Annotated in this window: 15 protein-coding genes; 13 read left to right on the plus strand and 2 right to left on the minus strand. The window is 69.2% G+C overall.

Annotated features, from left to right (window positions below; all coding sequences use genetic code 11):
• Positions 1 to 58 precede the first annotated feature (58 nt).
• Complete coding sequence (locus ACZ404_RS33460) at positions 59 to 1,351, plus strand: geranylgeranyl reductase family protein (protein WP_468446540.1); 1,293 nt, start codon at positions 59 to 61, stop codon at positions 1,349 to 1,351.
• Here the strand turns inward: ACZ404_RS33460 and def are convergent, their stop codons facing one another.
• Together def and ACZ404_RS33470 are read right to left on the minus strand one after the other, a co-directional pair.
• A complete protein-coding gene (gene def, locus ACZ404_RS33465) occupies positions 1,352 to 1,978 on the minus strand; it encodes a peptide deformylase (protein WP_468446542.1) in 627 nt (208 codons plus the stop codon).
• 168 nt (positions 1,979 to 2,146) lie between these two features.
• The gene (locus ACZ404_RS33470; RefSeq protein WP_468446544.1) at positions 2,147 to 2,968 is read right to left on the minus strand and encodes a C40 family peptidase; all 822 of its coding nucleotides are present in this window, start codon (positions 2,966 to 2,968) and stop codon (positions 2,147 to 2,149) included.
• 744 nt (positions 2,969 to 3,712) lie between these two features.
• Between ACZ404_RS33470 and ACZ404_RS33475 the strand changes: the two genes are divergently transcribed.
• From ACZ404_RS33475 to nuoL, 12 genes are read left to right on the plus strand one after another with little or no spacing between them, the layout of a single operon-like run.
• Complete coding sequence (locus ACZ404_RS33475) at positions 3,713 to 4,072, plus strand: NADH-quinone oxidoreductase subunit A (protein WP_003992243.1); 360 nt, start codon at positions 3,713 to 3,715, stop codon at positions 4,070 to 4,072.
• 14 nt (positions 4,073 to 4,086) lie between these two features.
• Positions 4,087 to 4,641, plus strand: a complete 555-nt coding sequence (locus ACZ404_RS33480; protein WP_007383964.1) for a NuoB/complex I 20 kDa subunit family protein — start codon at positions 4,087 to 4,089, stop codon at positions 4,639 to 4,641.
• Entirely contained in the window at positions 4,638 to 5,402 is a 765-nt protein-coding gene (locus tag ACZ404_RS33485; protein WP_468446546.1) for an NADH-quinone oxidoreductase subunit C, read from the plus strand. The genes ACZ404_RS33480 and ACZ404_RS33485 overlap by 4 nt, the downstream gene beginning before the upstream one ends.
• Positions 5,399 to 6,748 (plus strand): NADH-quinone oxidoreductase subunit D, encoded by a 1,350-nt coding sequence (locus ACZ404_RS33490; RefSeq protein WP_468446548.1) that lies wholly within the window; start codon positions 5,399 to 5,401, stop codon positions 6,746 to 6,748. The genes ACZ404_RS33485 and ACZ404_RS33490 overlap by 4 nt, the downstream gene beginning before the upstream one ends.
• Positions 6,745 to 7,614 carry an NADH-quinone oxidoreductase subunit NuoE gene (gene nuoE, locus ACZ404_RS33495; RefSeq protein ID WP_468446550.1) on the plus strand — a complete coding sequence of 290 codons (870 nt, stop codon included), beginning with the start codon at positions 6,745 to 6,747 and terminating at the stop codon, positions 7,612 to 7,614. The genes ACZ404_RS33490 and nuoE overlap by 4 nt, the downstream gene beginning before the upstream one ends.
• Positions 7,614 to 8,960, plus strand: a complete 1,347-nt coding sequence (gene nuoF / locus ACZ404_RS33500; protein ID WP_468446552.1) for an NADH-quinone oxidoreductase subunit NuoF — start codon at positions 7,614 to 7,616, stop codon at positions 8,958 to 8,960. The genes nuoE and nuoF overlap by 1 nt, the downstream gene beginning before the upstream one ends.
• Positions 8,957 to 11,461: an NADH-quinone oxidoreductase subunit G gene (locus ACZ404_RS33505; RefSeq protein WP_468446554.1), complete on the plus strand. Its 2,505-nt coding sequence runs from the start codon at positions 8,957 to 8,959 to the stop codon at positions 11,459 to 11,461. Before nuoF ends, ACZ404_RS33505 begins: the two co-directional genes overlap by 4 nt.
• Entirely contained in the window at positions 11,458 to 12,819 is a 1,362-nt protein-coding gene (gene nuoH / locus ACZ404_RS33510) for an NADH-quinone oxidoreductase subunit NuoH (protein WP_468446556.1), read from the plus strand. The genes ACZ404_RS33505 and nuoH overlap by 4 nt, the downstream gene beginning before the upstream one ends.
• Positions 12,812 to 13,453, plus strand: coding sequence for an NADH-quinone oxidoreductase subunit NuoI (nuoI, locus tag ACZ404_RS33515; protein WP_468446558.1), 642 nt, complete (start codon positions 12,812 to 12,814; stop codon positions 13,451 to 13,453). The genes nuoH and nuoI overlap by 8 nt, the downstream gene beginning before the upstream one ends.
• Positions 13,450 to 14,295, plus strand: coding sequence for an NADH-quinone oxidoreductase subunit J (locus ACZ404_RS33520; RefSeq protein WP_468446560.1), 846 nt, complete (start codon positions 13,450 to 13,452; stop codon positions 14,293 to 14,295). Before nuoI ends, ACZ404_RS33520 begins: the two co-directional genes overlap by 4 nt.
• Positions 14,292 to 14,591 (plus strand): NADH-quinone oxidoreductase subunit NuoK, encoded by a 300-nt coding sequence (gene nuoK, locus ACZ404_RS33525; protein WP_023547474.1) that lies wholly within the window; start codon positions 14,292 to 14,294, stop codon positions 14,589 to 14,591. The genes ACZ404_RS33520 and nuoK overlap by 4 nt, the downstream gene beginning before the upstream one ends.
• Positions 14,592 to 14,606: 15 nt before the next feature.
• Entirely contained in the window at positions 14,607 to 16,553 is a 1,947-nt protein-coding gene (nuoL, locus tag ACZ404_RS33530; protein ID WP_468446562.1) for an NADH-quinone oxidoreductase subunit L, read from the plus strand.
• Positions 16,554 to 16,556 lie beyond the last annotated feature (3 nt).

Here is a 16,556-nt window from a genome sequence, read left to right on the forward strand (position 1 = left end):
ACTGCCCATGTCCAGTGCCGGTCGGCACGCACATTCCGAACCTTGGGGAGATCCCGCCGTGACCGTCGTGACTGAGCCCCTCTCCGAGAACACCGCCGATGTGATCGTCGTCGGCGCGGGGCCGGCCGGCTCCACCACCGCGTACCACCTCGCCAAGGCCGGACTCGACGTCCTGCTGCTGGAGAAGACCGAGTTCCCGCGCGAGAAGGTCTGCGGTGACGGCCTCACCCCGCGCGCGGTCAAGCAGCTCGTGGCCATGGGCATCGACATCTCCGAGGAGGCCGGCTGGCTGCGCAACAAGGGCCTGCGCATCATCGGCGGCGGCGTCCGCCTCCAGCTCGACTGGCCGGATCTCGCCTCCTTCCCGGACTACGGTCTGGTCCGCAAGCGCGACGACTTCGACGAGCAGCTCGCCCGCAACGCCCAGAAGGCGGGCGCCCGCCTCTACGAGCGCTGCAACGTCTCCGGCCCCGTCGTCGACGACCGCACCGGCCGCATCACCGGCGTGACCGCGAAGCTCGGCGAGGACAAGCGCGAGGTCACCTTCCACGCGCCGCTCGTCGTCGCCGCCGACGGCAACTCCACCCGCCTGTCCCTCGCGATGGGCCTGCACCGCCGCGAGGACCGCCCGATGGGCGTCGCGGTGCGCACGTACTTCACCTCCCCGCGCCACGACGACGACTATCTGGAGTCCTGGCTGGAGCTGTGGGACCGCCGCGGCCCCCAGGACCGCCTGCTGCCCGGCTACGGCTGGATCTTCGGCATGGGCGACGGCACCTCCAACGTCGGCCTCGGTGTCCTCAACACCTCCGCCGCCTTCAAGGAGCTGGACTGGCGCGAGATCCTCAAGGCCTGGTGCGCGTCCATGCCGGAGGACTGGGGCTACACCCCGGAGAACATGACCGGGCCGATCCGCGGCGCCGCCCTGCCCATGGCCTTCAACCGCCAGCCGCACTACACGCGCGGGCTGCTGCTCGTCGGCGACGCCGGCGGCCTGGTGAACCCCTTCAACGGCGAGGGCATCGCCTACGCCATGGAGTCCGGCCAGCTCGCCGCCGACGTCATCGTCCAGGCCCACGCGCGGGCCACGCCCGCCCAGCGCGAGATCGCCCTGCAGCGCTACCCGCGCGTGCTCAAGGACACCTACGGCGGCTACTACACGCTCGGCCGCGCCTTCGTGAAGCTCATCGGCAACCCGAAGGTCATGCAGATCGCCGCCCAGCGCGGCCTGACCCACCCGGTGCTGATGAAGTTCACCCTGAAGCTGCTGGCGAACCTCACCGACCCGACCGGCGGCGACGCGATGGACCGCATCATCAACGGCCTGAGCAAGGTGGCGCCGAAGGCGTGACTAGGCACTGAGCGCCGCAGCGTTGGCGGCCCGGCGGGCGTACACCTCGTCCCGCCGGGCCGCCATCTGCCGTAGCGCGTCCTTCTTCTCCCGGTGGGAGAGCCGGTCCAGGTAGAGGAAGCCCTCGAGGTGGTCGGTCTCGTGGGCGAGGCAGCGCGCGAAATACCCCGTTCCCTCAATGATGAGTGAAGTGCCGTCCTTGTCCTGTCCGCGGACGACGGCCCGCTCCGGGCGCGCCACGGCCATGACGGCGCCCGGCACCGACAGGCACCCCTCGCCGTCGTCGATCAGCCGCCGCCGGGCCGGTACGGGTGCCTCCAGCACCGGATTGACAATGTGTCCGACATGCCGGATTCCGTCATCATCGAGGCAGTCGTACACGAACAGCCGCAAATCGACCCCGACCTGATTCGCCGCCAGGCCGGCACCCTCGGCGACGTACAAGGTGCAGAACATGTCGTCGATCAGTGCGGCGAGGTCGGGCCCGAACTCGGTGACGTCCCGGCAGGGCCGGTGCAGGACGTCCTCCCCCACCTCGGTGATCCGGCGCACCGCCCCGCGCCCGGCCCCCGGCGCGTGGCGGGGGTAGTGGCCGACGGGATTTCCCTGGACGAACACGCGTGGCATCGCGCGGTCTCCTTCGCTCGTGGACGGACCGCCGTACGACGGCCCGCGCCGAGCATGCCAGGGGAGACGCGAGGGGTCAGGGAAGACGCAACGGGCGCCGGGGAAGGCGCGAGGGCCGCTGCCCCCGAGCGGCTGCGGCCCTGCGCGCGTGAGAGGTGTGCGGAGCGCTCAGAGCACTCGCACGGCGCCGGTGGGCGGGTCGTACGACAGCGGCTTCTCCACGACGCCGCTGGAGGGGTTCTGCGCGCCGACGAACATACCGTCGCCGACGTACACCGCCACGTGGTACGCGCTGCCCGCGCTGCCCCAGTACAGGATGTCGCCCGGCTGCAGGTTGCTCAGCGACACCTGGGTGCCGGCCGTGGACTGGTCCTGGGAGACGCGCGGCAGGCTGATGCCCACCTGCTTGAAGGCCGTCTGCACCAGGCCGGAGCAGTCGTAGGCGGACGGGCCGGTGGCCCCGGAGACGTACGCCTTGCCGATCTGCGCCTTCACGAAGGAGATGACGGCCGCGGCCGAACCCGTCGCCGTGGAGGTGGAGGTGGAGGTGCTCGTGGAGGTGCTGGTGCTCGCGGTGGTGGAGAGGGTCGTCCGCTCCGCGTTGCGCGAGGCCCGCGCGGCAGCCGCCTTGCGGGCGGCCTCCTGGGCCTTCTTCTTCGCCTCGGCCGCCTTCTGCTTGGCGTCCGCCAGGTCCGCCTTCGCCTGCTTCGCGGCGTTTGCGGCGGCCGCGTCACGCTCGGCCTGCAGCTCGTAGTTCGCGGCGGCCTGCTGCGTGGCGTCCGCGGACTGGGCGACCTGGGCGGCCAGGTCGGCCGTCAGGGTGGGCAGTTCAAGGGTCTGCGTCACCGGCTCGGCCGCGTTCGCCGAGCCGGACGCCCCGGCGACTGCCAGGGTGCCGAGGACGCCACCGGCAACTCCGGCCCGCATCGCGAGGGTCGACGCGCTGCGGCGGGGTTTCCGGTGGCTGCGTATGTGAGCGGTGTGGGACATGGGAACAACCGGTACCAGGGGCTCCTTCATATCTTCAAGAAACGTGTGCTCCGCCACAGTTGCTCAATCGAGACCCGGAATCCCGGGCGCGTCGTTCTTTATTGACGCCGTAACGGACATTGCGGACGCTCGCGATCAAGCCGTTGATCACGGTGTTTGATCATTTCGTCCGGATTGCCCCGCACCTACCACTGGTTGGGGTGGATGGCCAAGCCCCGTTCTCAGGCACCCCTCATGGATGTGGCGGAGGTCACGGAACGGTTACCGGAAGGGCGGCGTCCCGCGTGCGCGGCAGCTCGTGAACGCGTGCACGCGCCCGCCCCGCGTCCACACCTCGCCCCGCGCCTCCCTCTGATGTGTGAATGCGCCCCCCTACCAAGCCTCGGCGTCCAGCGCCAATTTGCATGCAACGGAACCCTCTTGATATGGAGACGACCCCTCCTGCCTGCGATGACAAGCGAAATTGTCACTTCTGGTGATCACCTGGACGCTTCGCGTACGAAGATCACCCATCATCCGACTTCATGATCCTTCGTCAGGTGGTGGAGATCACAAAGCTTGTGGAATACCCCGTGTCGCAGATCACAGAGCGTCGGGCATAAGATGCGAGGCAGTTGGGCTTGTGACCTGCTTCACATGTTCTCGATCTTCGCCGGGACGAGCGGGGTTCGTGGGACCCGTGAGGCGGACGTGAGCCCAGTGCAACCGCCAGCAGTCAGTGCCGACTGAGAGGAGCGAGGAGCGGTGAACGCGTATGCGCCCATCCTCGTACTGGGAGCCCTCGGGGCAGGCTTTGCGATCTTCTCCGTGGTCATGGCCACGCTGATCGGTCCGAAGCGGTACAACCGCGCCAAGCTCGAGGCCTACGAGTGCGGTATCGAGCCGACCCCCACGCCGGCCGGCGGCGGGCGCTTCCCCATCAAGTACTACCTGACGGCGATGCTCTTCATCGTCTTCGACATCGAGATCGTCTTCCTCTATCCCTGGGCCGTCACCTTCGACGCCCTGGGGATTTTCGGGCTCGTGGAGATGCTGCTCTTCGTGCTCACCGTCTTCGTCGCGTACGCGTACGTATGGCGGCGCGGCGGCCTGGAATGGGACTGAGGGGCCAATAAGACATGGGACTCGAAGAAAAGCTGCCGAGCGGCTTCCTGCTGACCACCGTCGAGCAGGCCGCGGGCTGGGTGCGCAAGGCGTCCGTCTTCCCGGCCACCTTCGGCCTGGCCTGCTGCGCCATCGAGATGATGACCACCGGCGCAGGCCGCTACGACCTCGCGCGCTTCGGCATGGAGGTCTTCCGCGGATCACCGCGCCAGGCGGACCTGATGATCGTCGCAGGCCGGGTCAGCCAGAAGATGGCGCCGGTCCTGAGGCAGGTCTACGACCAGATGCCCAACCCGAAGTGGGTGATCTCCATGGGCGTCTGCGCCTCCTCGGGCGGCATGTTCAACAACTACGCGATCGTCCAGGGCGTCGACCACATCGTCCCGGTCGACATCTATCTCCCCGGCTGCCCGCCCCGGCCCGAGATGCTGATGGACGCGATCCTCAAGCTCCACCAGAAGATCCAGTCCTCCAAGCTCGGCGTCAACGCCGAGGAAGCGGCCCGCGAGGCGGAGGAGGCGGCGCTCAAGGCCCTGCCCACGATCGAGATGAAGGGGCTGCTGCGGTGAGCGACGCGAACGGCACCCACGGCGTGAACGGGTCCGCGAACGGGGTCAACCCCGAGAAGGACCTCGCCGCCTCCAACCTCCCCGGCCGGCGCGGCCAGGGCGGCGAGGAGATCCGCGTCCAGCGCGGCATGTTCGGCGCCAACAACGGCGGCGACACCTCCGGCTACGGCGGCCTGGTCCGCTCGGTCCGACTCCCGGGACCGGCGAGCAGGCCCTACGGCGGCTGGTTCGACGAGGTCGCCGACGAGCTGGAGGGCGCCCTGGAGGAACAGGGACTCCTCCCGGACAACGCCATCGAGAAGACGGTCGTCGACCGCGGCGAGATCACCTTCCACATCGAGCGCGAGCACCTGCTCCGCGTCGCCCGCACCCTGCGCGACGACCCCGCCCTGCGCTTCGAGCTGTGCACCGGGGTCAGCGGCGTCCACTACCCGCACGACAAGGGCCGCGAGCTGCACGCCGTCTACCACCTGCGCTCGATCACCCACAACCGGCTCATCCGCCTCGAGGTCAGCGCCCCCGACAGCGACCGGCGCGTCCCGTCCCTGGTCTCCGTCTACCCGACCAACGACTGGCACGAGCGCGAGACCTACGACTTCTTCGGGATCGTCTTCGACGGTCACCCGGCCCTGACGCGGATCATGATGCCGGACGACTGGCAGGGCCATCCGCAGCGCAAGGACTACCCCCTCGGCGGCATCCCCGTCGAGTACAAGGGCGCCCAGATCCCGGCTCCCGACCAGCGGAGGTCGTACTCGTGAGCACGCAGTCAGCATCCGCCGAATCCGCCGCGTCGGCCGCCTCGGCACGCGAGACCACCGAGGGCACCGTCTACACGGTCACCGGTGGCGACTGGGACGAGATCGTCCAGTCCGCGGCCCGCGCCGACGACGAGCGCATCGTCGTCAACATGGGTCCCCAGCACCCCTCCACCCACGGGGTGCTCCGGCTGATCCTGGAGATCGAGGGCGAGACGGTCACCGAGGCCCGCTGCGGCATCGGCTACCTGCACACCGGCATCGAGAAGAACCTCGAGTACCGCACGTGGACGCAGGGCACCACCTTCGTCACGCGCATGGACTACCTGACGTCCTTCTTCAACGAGACCGCCTACTGCCTCGCCGTCGAGAAGCTCCTCGGCATCGAGGACCAGATCACCGAGCGCGCCAAGATCATCCGGGTGCTCCTGATGGAGCTGAACCGGCTCTCCTCCCATCTGGTGTGCATCGCCACCGGCGGCATGGAGCTCGGCGCCACCACGATCATGATCTACGGATTCCGTGATCGTGAAATGATTCTCGACATCTACGAGCTGGTCACGGGCCTGCGGATGAACCACGCGTACATCCGGCCCGGCGGACTCGCCCAGGACCTGCCACCCGGCGCGGTGGACCAGATCCGCGAGTTCGTGAAGAAGATGAACAAGAACCTCCCGGAGTACGACAAGCTCGCCACCGGGAACCCCATCTTCAAGGCCCGCATGCAGGACATCGGCTACCTCGACCTCGCCGGCTGCATGGCCCTCGGCGCGACCGGCCCCATCCTGCGCTCCACCGGCCTCCCGCACGACCTGCGCAAGGCACAGCCGTACTGCGACTACGAGACGTACGACTTCGACGTCCCGACCGCCGACACCTGCGACGCCTACGGACGCTTCCTGATCCGCCTGGAGGAGATGCGCCAGTCGCTCAGGATCGTCGAACAGTGCCTGGACCGGCTCCAGCCCGGCCCGGTCATGGTCGCCGACAAGAAGATCGCCTGGCCCGCCCAGCTCGCCCTGGGACCGGACGGACTGGGCAACTCCCTCGACCACATCAAGAAGATCATGGGCACCTCCATGGAGGCCCTGATCCACCACTTCAAGCTGGTGACCGAGGGATTCCGCGTCCCGCCGGGACAGGCGTACGCGGCTGTCGAGTCGCCCAAGGGCGAACTCGGTGTGCACGCCGTCTCCGACGGCGGCACCCGCCCCTACCGGGTCCACTTCCGCGACCCGTCCTTCACCAACCTGCAGGCCATGGCGGCGATGTGCGAAGGCGGCCAGGTCGCCGACGTGATCGTCGCCGTCGCGTCCATCGACCCCGTGATGGGAGGCGTCGACCGGTGACCACCAGTTCCTCGGAGCGGGGCGTCAGCCTGGGCATGCCCGAACTGCCCGCCCCCGCGTACCCGGACGACGTACGCGCCCGGCTGGAGACGGACGCGCGCGAGGTGATCGCGCGCTACCCCGACTCCCGGTCCGCCCTGCTGCCGCTGCTCCACCTCGTGCAGTCGGAGGAGGGCCACGTCACGCGCACCGGGATGCAGTTCTGCGCGGACATGCTCGGCCTTACCACGGCCGAGGTCACCGCCGTCGCCACGTTCTACTCGATGTACCGGCGCAGGCCCTCCGGTGACTACCAGGTGGGTGTGTGCACGAACACTCTGTGCGCGGTGATGGGCGGCGACGCGATCTTCGAAGAGCTCCAGGAGCATCTGGGCCTCGGCAACGGTGAGACCACCGACGACGGCAAGATCACCCTGGAGCACATCGAGTGCAACGCGGCCTGCGACTTCGCGCCCGTCGTGATGGTCAACTGGGAGTTCTTCGACAACCAGACGCCGGGCAGCGCCAAGCGCCTGGTCGACGACCTGCGCGCGGGCAGGCCCGTGGAGCCCACGCGCGGGGCGCGCCTGTGCACCTTCAAGGAGACCGCGCGGATTCTGGCCGGCTTCCCCGACGAGCGGCCCGGGGCCGTCGAGGAGGGCGGCAGTGCGGGACCCGCGTCACTGGTGGGCCTTCGCCTGGCAAGGGGAGAGGCCGCACCCGCGCGCGTGGTCCATCCGCGCGACGGCGGTCCGCATGACGAACCGCGGGACCGGGTGCACGAGCCGTCGCCGGCCGAGCACCTCAGTTCTCATGACGCGCCGCAGGAGACATCGGCCTCCGACCCCGCCCACCCGGCAGGGCCTACCGCCGAGGAGGGGGAGTGATGACCGTGGCACCCGACCTGAAGGACACGAGCCCCGAGAAGCTGCTCGCACCCGTGCTGTCGGCCTTCTGGGACGAGGACCGGTCCTGGACTCTGGACGTCTACCGGAGGCACGAAGGGTACGAGGGACTCCGCAAGGCGCTCGCCATGTCGCCGGACGACCTGATCGCGTACGTCAAGGACTCGGGTCTGCGCGGGCGCGGCGGCGCGGGATTCCCGACGGGGATGAAGTGGCAGTTCATTCCCCAGGGGGATGGAAAACCGCACTATCTAGTTGTCAACGCCGACGAGTCGGAGCCCGGGACCTGCAAGGACATCCCGCTCCTCTTCGCGAACCCGCACAGCCTCATCGAGGGCATTGTGATCGCGTGCTATGCCATCCGGTCGTCGCATGCCTTCATCTATCTGCGGGGTGAAGTCGTCCCTGTGCTGCGGCGGTTGCACGAGGCCGTGCGCGAGGCCTACGCGGCGGGCTACCTCGGCGAGAACATCCTGGGCAGCGGACTCGACCTCCAGCTCACCGTGCACGCGGGTGCGGGCGCGTACATCTGCGGTGAGGAGACCGCACTGCTGGACTCGCTCGAAGGCCGCCGTGGTCAACCGCGGCTCCGTCCCCCCTTCCCTGCGGTGGAAGGCCTCTACGCCTGTCCGACTGTTGTGAACAACGTCGAGTCCATCGCGTCGGTTCCCGCGATCCTGAAAAACGGGAAAGAATGGTTCAGGTCGATGGGCAGCGAGAAGTCCCCGGGCTTCACGCTCTACTCGCTCAGCGGCCACGTCGCGAGCCCCGGCCAGTACGAGGCCCCGCTCGGCATCACGCTCCGCCAGCTCCTCGACATGAGCGGCGGCATGCGCCCCGGCCACCGGCTGAAGTTCTGGACGCCGGGCGGCTCCTCGACGCCGATGTTCACCGACGAGCACCTCGACGTCCCCCTCGACTACGAAGGGGTCGGCGCCGCGGGTTCCATGCTCGGCACCAAGGCCCTGCAGTGCTTCGACGAGACGACCTGCGTGGTGCGGGCGGTGACCCGCTGGACCGAGTTCTACGCCCACGAGTCCTGCGGCAAGTGCACCCCCTGCCGTGAAGGGACCTACTGGCTGGTGCAGTTGATGCGGGACATCGAGGCCGGCAAGGGCACCATGTCCGACCTCGACAAGTTGAACGACATCGCCGACAACATCAACGGCAAGTCCTTCTGCGCCCTCGGTGACGGCGCCGCATCCCCGATCTTCTCCTCGCTGAAGTACTTCCGCGAGGAGTACGAGCAGCACATCACGGGCCGGGGCTGCCCCTTCGACCCGGCCAAGTCGACGGCCTGGGCGGACCGCCCGGAGGTGAACGCATGACCGTGACCACCAGCGCCCCCACAGGAGGGGGAGAGGCGGCGGTCCCGCCGGAGGACCTCGTCACGCTGACGATCGACGGCGCCGAGATCAGCGTGCCCAAGGGCACCCTGGTCATCCGGGCCGCCGAACAGCTCGGCATCGAGATCCCGCGGTTCTGCGACCACCCCCTCCTGGACCCGGCCGGCGCCTGCCGCCAGTGCATCGTCGAGGTCGAGGGCCAGCGCAAGCCCATGGCGTCGTGCACCATCACCTGCACGGACGGCATGGTGGTGAAGACCCACCTCACCTCGCCGGTCGCCGAGAAGGCCCAGCACGGTGTGATGGAGCTGCTCCTCATCAACCACCCGCTGGACTGCCCGGTCTGCGACAAGGGCGGCGAGTGCCCGCTGCAGAACCAGGCCATGTCCCACGGCAACGCCGAATCCCGGTTCGAGGGCCGCAAGCGGACCTACGAGAAGCCCGTGCCGATCTCGACGCAGGTGCTGCTCGACCGCGAGCGGTGCGTGCTGTGCGCCCGCTGCACCCGCTTCTCCAACCAGATCGCCGGCGACCCCATGATCGAACTGATCGAGCGGGGCGCGCTGCAGCAGGTCGGCACCGGCGAGGGCGACCCGTTCGAGTCGTACTTCTCCGGCAACACCATCCAGATCTGCCCCGTCGGCGCGCTCACCTCGGCGGCCTACCGGTTCCGCTCCCGCCCGTTCGACCTGGTCTCCTCGCCGTCGGTGTGCGAGCACTGCGCGGGCGGCTGCGCCACCCGCACCGACCACCGGCGCGGCAAGGTCATGCGGCGGCTCGCCGCCAACGACCCCGAGGTCAACGAGGAGTGGATCTGCGACAAGGGACGCTTCGCGTTCCGCTACGCACAGCTCAAGGACCGCCTCGACACCCCGCTCGTACGCAACGCGGACGGCGCCCTGGAGCCCGCCTCCTGGCCCGAGGCATTGGAAGCGGCCGCGCGCGGGCTGACCGCCGCCCGCTCCCGGGCCGGCGTCCTCGTCGGCGGCCGGCTGACCGTCGAGGACGCCTACGCCTACAGCAAGTTCGCGCGTGTGGCGCTCGCCACGAACGACATCGACTTCCGCGCGCGCGTGCACAGCAGCGAGGAGGCCGACTTCCTGGCGTCCCGGGTGGCGGGCCGCGGCCGTGACCTCGACGGTACGGGCGTCACGTACACCTCCCTGGAGAAGGCGCCCGCCGTCCTGCTCGTCGGATTCGAGTCGGAGGAGGAGGCGCCCGGCGTCTTCCTGCGGCTGCGCAAGGCCTGGCGCAAGCACAAGCAGCAGGTGTACGCCCTGGCCACGCACGCCACTCGCGGCCTGGAGAAGGCGGGCGGCACCCTGCTGCCGGCCGCCCCCGGCACCGAGACCGAGTGGCTGGACGCCCTCGCGAGCGGCGTCGGCCTGGAGGAGCCCGGCACCAAGGCCGCGGAGGCCCTGCGCACCGACGGCGCCGTCATCGTCGTGGGCGAGCGGCTCGCGGCGGTCTCCGGTGGCCTCACCGCCGCCGTACGGGCCGCTGCCGCGACCGGTGCCCGGCTGGTCTGGATCCCGCGGCGCGCCGGTGAGCGCGGCGCCGTCGAGGCCGGCGCGCTGCCCTCGCTGCTGCCGGGCGGCCGCCCGGCGACCGACCCGCGCGCGCGGGAGGAGGTCGCCGCCGCCTGGGGCCTCGCCGAACTGCCGCTGCGCTACGGCCGCGACACGCACCAGATCGTCGAGGCGGCCGCCACCGGCGAACTGTCCGCTCTCGTGGTCGCCGGTGTAGAGGTCGCCGACCTGCCCGACCCGGCACGCGCGCGTGAAGCGCTCGACAGCGTCGGCTTCCTGGTGTCGCTCGAACTGCGGCCCAGCGAGGTCACCGAACGCGCCGACGTCGTCCTGCCGGTCGCCGCGGTCGCCGAGAAGGCGGGCACCTTCCTCAACTGGGAAGGCCGAGTCCGCTTCTTCGAAGCCGCTCTCAAACCCGACCAGATGACCCGCCGCATCGCCCCCACCGACGGACGCGTGCTGCAGATGCTGGCCGACGCCATGGACGTCCACCTGGGCCTGCCGGACCTGCGCACCACGCGCGCGGAGATCGACCGGCTCGGCGCCTGGGACGGCCCGCGGGCCGCCGAGCCCAGGGAGTCCGCGGGCGCGCTGCCCCGCCCGGCCGCCGGTGAGGCCGTACTCGCCGGGCACCGGCTGCTGCTCGACCACGGCGTCCTGCAGGAGGGCGACGAGGCGCTCGCCGGCACCCGGCACGCCGCACGCGCGCGTGTGTCGCCCGCGACGGCCGCCGAGTCGGGCGTCGCGAACGGCGACGTCCTCGCCGTCACCGGCCCGGCCGGCACCACCGAACTCCCGCTCCAGATCACCGAGATGCCCGACCGCGTGGTCTGGCTCCCGCTGAACTCCGTCGGCTCGGGCGTCGCCTCCGACACCGGAGCGGTGCCCGGCTCCCTCGTCCGCATCGGCCCGGCGGCAGTCGCCGAAGAGGCCCCCAAGGAGGTGGAGGCATGAGCCCGTACCTCGCCGCTGAAGACCTCTCGATGTTCGGCCGCGACCCCTGGTGGCTGGTCGTCGTCAAAGCGGTGTTCTGCTTCGCCTTCCTGATGGTGACCGTGCTGTTCTCCATCGTCTGGGAGCGCAAGGTCGTCGCCTGGATGCAGCTGCGCATCGGCCCCAACCGGCACGGCCCCTGGGGCATGCTCCAGTCGCTCGCCGACGGCGTGAAGCTGATGCTCAAGGAAGACCTCATCGTCAAGCGCGCGGACAAGGTGGTCTACATCCTCGCGCCGATCGTCGCGGCCATCCCGGCCTTCATGGCGATCGCGGTGATCCCGTTCGGACCGGCCGGCAACGAGATCTCGATCTTCGGCCACCGCACCACGATGCAGCTCACCGACCTGCCGATCGCGATGCTCTACATCCTCGCGGTCGCCTCGGTCGGGATCTACGGCATCGTCCTGGCGGGTTGGAGTTCTGGATCCACCTACCCGCTGCTCGGTGGCCTCCGCTCCTGCGCGCAGATGATCTCCTACGAGATCGCCATGGGCGCAGCGTTCGCCTCCGTGTTCCTCTACTCGGGGTCGATGTCGACCTCCACGATCGTGGAGCAGCAGCATGACCGCTGGTACATCCTCCTGCTGCCGGTCTCCTTCATCCTCTACATCGTCACGATGGTCGGCGAGACCAACCGCGCCCCCTTCGACATGCCGGAGTCCGAGGGCGACCTGGTCGGCGGCTTCAACACCGAGTACTCGTCCATCAAGTTCGCGATGTTCATGCTCGCCGAGTACGTCAACATGGTGACCGTCTCGGCCGTGTCGACCACGCTGTTCCTCGGCGGCTGGCGGGCGCCCTGGCCGATCAGCACCTTCTGGGAGGGCGCGAACCACGGCTGGTGGCCGCTGCTGTGGTTCGTCATCAAGGTCCAGTTGCTGCTGTTCTTCTTCATCTGGCTCCGCGGCACCCTCCCGCGGGTGCGCTACGACCAGCTGATGAAGCTCGGCTGGAAGGTCCTCATCCCGGTCTCCGTGACCTGGCTGATGCTGGTCGCGACCGTCCGGGCCCTGCGCAACGAGAACTACGACTTCGCCGACATCGCCCTCTACGTGGGCGGCGCGGTCCTCGCCCTGCTGCTGATCTCCTTCGTCGCCGACCTGTTCCGCGAGAAGGCGCAGACGACCGAACCGCCCGCCCAGCCGGCCGGATTCGACCCGATGGCGGGCGGATTCCCCGTTCCGCCGCTGCCCGGACAGGAGCTGCCCCCGGTGCCCAGGCGCCGCTCGCGCCAGGAGCGGGAGCTGATTGTCAGTGGTGGGCCCGACACTGTCAGTGACGGATCTACGGATGGAAAGGAGGCGTCCGATGGCTGAGGAACAGAAGGACACCAAGCCCGGTTTCCTGAACCCCGTCGCCGGCTTCGGCGTGACCTTCAAGGCCATGTTCAAGAAGCGGCTGACCGAGCAGTACCCGGAGCAGAAGAAGACCACGGCCCCGCGGTTCCACGGACGGCACCAGCTCAACCGCCATCCGGACGGCCTGGAGAAGTGCGTCGGCTGCGAGCTGTGCGCCTGGGCCTGCCCCGCCGACGCCATCTACGTGGAGGGCGCCGACAACACCGACGAGGAGCGCTACTCGCCGGGCGAGCGGTACGGCCGCGTCTACCAGATCAACTACGCCCGCTGCATCCTGTGCGGCCTGTGCATCGAGGCGTGCCCCACGCGCGCGTTGACGATGACCAACGAGTTCGAACTGGCCGACTCCAGCCGCGCCAACCTCATCTACACCAAGGAGCAGCTGCTCGCCGGCCTCGAGGAGGGCATGGTCGACACGCCCCACGCGATCTTCCCGGGGACCGACGAGCAGGACTACTACCGGGGCCTGGTGACGGAGGCCGCGCCGGGCACCGTACGGCAGGTCGCCGTCTCCAAGGGCGAGGTGGTGCAGGAGGCCGACTCCACCTTCGGTGAGACCGAGCCGGCGTCGGAGAAGGTGATCCGCCGATGAGCGCACAGCAGCTTGCCGCCTACACCACCTCCACCGGTGAGGCCTTCCAGTTCTGGGTCCTCGGCACGGTCGCGGTGATCGGCGCCCTGGGCACCGTCTTCATGAGGAAGGCCGTGCACAGCGCGCTGTGCCTCGCCGGAACCATGATCGTCCTGGCGGTGTTCTACCTCGCCAACGGCGCCTACTTCCTGGGGATCGTGCAGATCGTCGTCTACACCGGCGCGATCATGATGCTGTTCCTGTTCGTGGTGATGCTCGTCGGCGTGACGGCCGCGGACTCGCTGAAGGAGACCATCAAGGGCCAGCGCTGGCTGGCCCTTCTGTGCGGGGTCGGCTTCGGCGTCCTGCTTTTCGCGGGCATCGGGAACGCCTCCCTGAAGGAGTTCAACGGCACGGGCCAGGCGAACGCGAACGGCAACGTGCAGGGACTCGCCTCCCTCATCTTCAGCAAGTACGTCTTCGCGTTCGAAGTCACCGGCGCCCTGCTGATCACGGCCGCGGTCGGCGCCATGGTGCTCACCCACCGCGAGCGCACCGAGCGCGCGAAGACCCAGCGCGAGCTGTCCGAGCAGCGCATCCGCGAGGGCAAGCACGTCCCGCCGCTGCCCGCCCCCGGTGTCTACGCCCGGCACAACGCCGTGGACATCGCGGGTCTGCTGCCCGACGGCACCCCCGCCGAGCTGACCGTCAACAAGACGCTGCGCGAGCGTGGCCAGATCCGTGACGTGTCGGCGGAGGCGCTCAACGACCTCCGCGCGCTGGAGCAGCGCGCCGAGGAGCGTCTGGAGCGCAAGCAGATCGAGCCGGCGACGTACAAGCGGGCCGAGGAGGCGTCGAAGTGAACCCCGTCAACTACCTCTATCTCGCTGCCCTGTTGTTCACCATCGGCGCGACCGGAGTTCTGATCCGGCGCAACGCGATCGTCGTGTTCATGTGCATCGAGCTGATGCTCAACGCCTGCAACCTCGCGTTCGTCACCTTCTCCCGGATGCACGGCAATCTCGACGGCCAGATCATCGCCTTCTTCACGATGGTCGTCGCCGCCGCGGAGGTCGTGGTGGGCCTCGCGATCATCGTGTCGCTGTTCCGTACCCGCCACTCGGCCTCGGTCGACGACGCCAGCCTGATGAAGCTGTAAGGGGTCGGAAGAATCGTGGAGAACCTGATCGCGCTGCTCATCGCGGCGCCCCTGCTCGGAGCGGCCGTCCTCCTGGTCGGCGGCCGGCGGCTGGACGCCGTCGGCCACTGGATCGGCACGCTGCTGTCCACCGCCTCCTTCGTGTTCGGCCTGATCCTCTTCGCCGACCTGCTCGGCAAGAACGCCGAGCACCGCACCCTGACCCAGCACCTGTGGACGTGGATCTCGGTCGGCAGCTTCCAGGCGGACGTCACCTTCCGCCTCGACCAGCTGTCGATGACGTTCGTTCTGCTCATCACGGGCGTCGGCTCACTGATCCACCTCTACTCGGTCGGGTACATGGAGCACGACGAGCGGCGCCGCCGCTTCTTCGGCTACCTGAACCTGTTCCTCGCGGCGATGCTGCTCCTCGTCCTCGCCGACAACTACCTGCTGCTGTACGTCGGCTGGGAAGGCGTCGGCCTCGCCTCGTACCTCCTGATCGGTTTCTGGCAGCACAAGCCCAGCGCCGCGACGGCCGCGAAGAAGGCCTTCCTGGTCAACCGCGTCGGCGACATGGGCCTGTCGATCGCGATCATGCTGATGTTCACCACCTTCGGCAGCTTCGCCTTCGGCCCGGTCCTCAGCCACACCGGTGACACCTCCGAGGGCAAGCTCACCGCGATCGGCCTGATGCTGCTGCTCGCCGCCTGCGGCAAGTCCGCCCAGGTGCCGCTGCAGTCCTGGCTCGGCGACGCCATGGAGGGCCCGACCCCGGTCTCGGCCCTGATCCACGCGGCGACGATGGTGACCGCGGGCGTGTATCTCATCGTCCGCTCCGGAGCCATCTTCAACGCCGCCCCGGACGCCCAGCTCGCGGTCACGGTGGTCGGTGCGGTCACGCTCCTCTTCGGTGCGATCGTCGGTTGCGCCAAGGACGACATCAAGAAGGCGCTGGCCGGCTCGACCATGTCGCAGATCGGCTACATGGTGCTGGCCGCGGGTCTCGGCCCCATCGGCTACGTCTTCGCGATCATGCACCTGGTGACGCACGGCTTCTTCAAGGCCGGGCTGTTCCTCGGCGCCGGCTCGGTCATGCACGGCATGAACGACGAGGTCGACATGCGCAAGTACGGCGGTCTGCGCAAGTACATGCCGGTCACCTTCATCACGTTCGGCCTCGGCTACCTCGCCATCATCGGCTTCCCGGGTCTGTCCGGCTTCTTCTCCAAGGACAAGATCATCGAGGCGGCCTTCGCCAAGGGCGGCACCGAGGGCTGGATCCTCGGCGGCGCGGCCCTGCTCGGCGCTGCCATCACCGCCTTCTACATGACGCGCGTGATGCTGATGACGTTCTTCGGAGAAGAGCGCTGGCGTCACGCCGGCACCCCGTCTCCGGCCGAACCGAGCGTGGAGCCCGCCGCCGAGACCCGCGGCGAGCACGCCGAGCCGCACCCGCACGAGTCGCCGAAGGTCATGACGATCCCGATGATCGTGCTGGCCGTCGGATCGGTCTTCGCCGGTGGCTTCTTCAGCATCGGCGACCGCTTCCTGCACTGGCTGGAGCCGGTGACCGGCCACAGCGAGGGCAACTCGCCGCTCAGTGCCGCGGCGGTCACCGGCGCGACCATGGTCTGCCTGGTGATCGGCGTCGCCATCGCCTGGGCGCAGTACGGCCGCAGGCCCGTCCCGGCCGTCGCCCCGCGCGGCTCGCTGCTCACCCGGGCCGCCCGCCGCGACCTGCTCCAGGACGACTTCAACCACGTCGTCCTCGTCCGCGGAGGCGAGCACCTGACGCGCTCCCTGGTGTACGTCGACCACACCCTGGTCGACGGTGTCGTCAACGGCACGGCGGCCGGCTTCGGCGGGCTGTCCGGGCGGTTGCGCCGAGTCCAGAACGGCTTCGCCCGCTCCTACGCGGTCTCGATGTTCGGCGGTGCGGCACTCCTGGTCGCCGCGACCCTGCTGATGAGGGCGGTCTGATAC

Source organism: Streptomyces sp. NPDC030798, from assembly GCF_055572275.1.

Bases quoted from the DNA above. Each gene is read 5' to 3' on its own strand.
- ACZ404_RS33470 (WP_468446544.1), bottom strand. From the start codon at position 2,968: ATGTCCCACACCGCTCACATACGCAGCCACCGGAAACCCCGCCGCAGC.
- def (WP_468446542.1), bottom strand. From the start codon at position 1,978: ATGCCACGCGTGTTCGTCCAGGGAAATCCCGTCGGCCACTACCCCCGC.
- nuoH (WP_468446556.1), top strand. From the start codon at position 11,458: ATGAGCCCGTACCTCGCCGCTGAAGACCTCTCGATGTTCGGCCGCGAC.
- nuoF (WP_468446552.1), top strand. From the start codon at position 7,614: ATGACCGTGGCACCCGACCTGAAGGACACGAGCCCCGAGAAGCTGCTC.
- nuoI (WP_468446558.1), top strand. From the start codon at position 12,812: ATGGCTGAGGAACAGAAGGACACCAAGCCCGGTTTCCTGAACCCCGTC.
- ACZ404_RS33480 (WP_007383964.1), top strand. From the start codon at position 4,087: ATGGGACTCGAAGAAAAGCTGCCGAGCGGCTTCCTGCTGACCACCGTC.
- ACZ404_RS33520 (WP_468446560.1), top strand. From the start codon at position 13,450: ATGAGCGCACAGCAGCTTGCCGCCTACACCACCTCCACCGGTGAGGCC.
- ACZ404_RS33505 (WP_468446554.1), top strand. From the start codon at position 8,957: ATGACCGTGACCACCAGCGCCCCCACAGGAGGGGGAGAGGCGGCGGTC.